Origin of the sequence: Polaribacter sp. (assembly GCF_965656025.1) — a bacterium.
In the GTDB taxonomy this organism is placed as follows: Bacteria; Bacteroidota; Bacteroidia; order Flavobacteriales; family Flavobacteriaceae; genus Polaribacter.
The window spans coordinates 1-3006 of record NZ_CBFHJT010000121.1 but is presented as its reverse complement, the minus strand read 5'-3'; the positions used below and the strand labels follow the sequence as shown (position 1 = coordinate 3006).

Annotated in this window: 2 protein-coding genes and 1 pseudogene; 2 read left to right on the top strand and 1 reads right to left on the bottom strand. The window is 28.6% G+C overall.

What is annotated here, in order from left to right; genetic code table 11:
- A pseudogene (locus ACTG3S_RS14180) lies at positions 1–236 on the bottom strand (5-dehydro-4-deoxy-D-glucuronate isomerase); the annotation flags it as partial.
- A 156-nt stretch (positions 237–392) separates the two neighbouring features.
- On the opposite strand from ACTG3S_RS14180, the gene pelA reads away from it, so the two are divergent.
- Positions 393–2396: a pectate lyase gene (gene pelA / locus ACTG3S_RS14175; protein WP_439129985.1), complete on the top strand. Its 2004-nt coding sequence runs from the start codon at positions 393–395 to the stop codon at positions 2394–2396.
- Positions 2383–3006: rhamnogalacturonan acetylesterase (locus ACTG3S_RS14170; RefSeq protein ID WP_439129984.1), on the top strand; the 624-nt coding region annotated here is incomplete at its 3' end. The genes pelA and ACTG3S_RS14170, both read left to right, overlap by 14 nt.

Genomic DNA, 3006 nt, shown 5'->3' with positions numbered 1-3006 from the left:
AACTCTCTTCTTTCTAAAAAGTAAGATGCTTTTAATGGATCTATTGTTTCTAATGATACAGACGATTTAACTGGTACAACACCAGCAACCATAAACCTATCATAATGAGAATATGTCCATTCTATTTTATCTTGTTTTAAAACGTTTTCAATTAAGAATTCACTACGTAATTCTTCTGTGTTATAGCTTTTTACTGACTGCGGATTTGACGCGTATCTTGTTTTGTAATTTGACATATATATTCTATATTTGTGTAATCGATTGCACAAATATATGCAATTATTCTAAAATATTAGAATTGATGTATATTTTTTATGGAAATATAAGTTTATTCTTCTTTCAATCAGTTATTTATTTAAAATTAAATAATGAAACTTAAAAACAATGAATCAATGAAAAGATTTTTTTTAGTAGCTATTATATTTACTTTTTTCATCGAAAACAACATTCAAGGTCAAATTATTGATAAATCTTGGAAAAACATTATAAATAACAAAGAAGATTCTTGGTTTGCATCCAATGAAGCTAAAGAAATTGCAGAAAATGTACTACTCTATCAAAGAAACATCGGTGGTTGGCCAAAAAACATTCAAATGCATCAACCAGTTTCTAGGGAGAAAAAAGCAAAATTAATTCAATCAAAAAAAAGTAATAAAGATGTAACAACAGATAATGGTGCCACATGCCAAGAAATGCTCTTTTTATCCAAAGTAAATAGGTTTCAAAAAAATGAAAAGTATAAAAAGGCATTTTTAAAAGGATTAGATTATTTGTTAGAAGCTCAATATGATAATGGAGGTTGGCCACAGTTTTATCCTTTAAAAAAAGGATACTATTCTCACATTACTTACAATGATGATTCTATGGTTCATATTTTAAATGTTCTTAAAGAAATCAAAGAGAAAAGTAATTATTTTTCAATTCAGGCTTCTGATGAAATCATTAAAAAAGTCGAAATCGCTTTCAATAAAGGAATTGATTGTATCCTAAAAACACAATATAAACAAAATGGTGTTTTAACAGCATGGTGCGCTCAACATGATAGAAATACTTTAGAACCTGCAAAAGCTAGAGCTTATGAATTGCCATCTTTAAGTGGTGCTGAATCTGCAAATATTATATTGTTGTTGATGCGTATTGAAAATCCCTCAAAAGAAATAATTAAAGCTATAAATAGTGCTGTTTTTTGGTTTGAAAAAACAAAAATAAAAGGATTACGTGAAGATAGGGTTTACAATAAAAAAGGACAGGTAATCAGTAAAAAAATGGTTTCAGATAAAAATACACCACCAATTTGGGCACGTTTTATGGAATTAGATGATAACACTCCTTTTTTTTGTGATAGAGATGGAATTAAAAAAGCAACACTTGCTGAAATAGGTGAAGAACGCAGAAATGGTTATGCTTGGTATAAGACATTTCCACAAGAGGTTTTAGATAAATATCCATCTTGGAGAAAAAAGCATATTAAAAAAATAAAACCTAAAGATTCTTTTAATGTTGTGGTTGCAAAAGACGGAAGTGGAGATTATTATAGTATTCAAGAAGCCATAAATAACTCCAAATCTTTTCCTTATGAAAGAATTACAATTTTTATAAAAAATGGAGTTTACAAAGAAAAAGTAAAAATCCACAAATGGAATCCACACATATCTTTAATAGGAGAAAGTAAAGAAAAGACGATTATTACTTATAATGATTATTTTGATAAAATTAACTTAGGAAGAAATAGCACTTTTTACACACAAACACTTTTGGTAGAAGCAGACCATACAATTTTAAAAAATTTAACCATTGAGAATACTGCTGGAGAAGTTGGGCAAGCAATTGCTTTAACCGTAAATTCTAATCAAGTAGCTGTAATTAATTGCAAACTTCTAGGAAATCAAGATACCTTGTATACTTCTGGAAACGGAAAACAATATTATAAGGATTGTTATATTGAAGGTACTACAGATTTTATTTTTGGGAATGCCACTGTTTTTTTTAGCAATTGTCAAATACATAGCAAAAAGGGTTCTTATATCACTGCAGCATCAACAAAAGAAAACACAGCATTTGGTTATGTTTTTAAGAATTGTAATATTACTGCGGATGAAAATGTAACTAAAGTTTATTTAGGAAGACCTTGGCGTATTCATGCAAAAACTGTTTTTTTACATTGCAAACTAGGTAAACACATTTTACCAGAAGGATGGCATAATTGGTCTAAAAAAGAAGCTGAAAAAACATCATTTTATGCCGAATATAAAAATACTGGAAAAGGTTTTACTCCTGATAAAAGAGTAGAATGGTCTCATCAATTAAAACCATCAACAGCAAAACAATACACATTAAAAAACGTTTTAGGAGAACATAAAAATTCATCAAAAAAAGAATGGTATGAAATACTTTAAAATCATAATTACAGTTTGTTTCATCTCTTTTATTTCTTGTAAAGAAAAAGAAGTTAAAGAGCAGAGATCTGAAATAAAAAATATCACAATACATACGATTGGAGATTCTACAATGGCAAATAAACCAAATCCTGATGAAAACCCAGAACGTGGTTGGTGTCAAGTTTTTCCTCAATTTTTAAAGGACAATGTAACCTTAGAAAATCATGCAGTAAATGGTAGAAGTACACGTAGTTTTATCGATGAAAAAAAATGGGAAAAAGTGTATAATAAATTAAAAGAAGGTGATTACGTTTTTATTCAGTTTGGACACAATGATCAGAAAGAAAACTCTCCAAAAAGATATACAAATCCACATACAGCTTACAGAAATAATTTAATTCAATTTATAAATCAATCAAGAGAAAAAGGCGCAAAACCGATATTATTCACCTCTATTGTAAGAAGAAATTTTAATTTAGATAGCACTTTGGTAGATACGCATGGAGTCTATCCACTACAAGTAAGATTAGTAGCCAACGAATATGATGTACCTTTAATTGATTTGCAATATTTAACCGAAAAACTTGAGGAATCTTATGGTTATGAAGGTTCTAAAAAACTACACCTG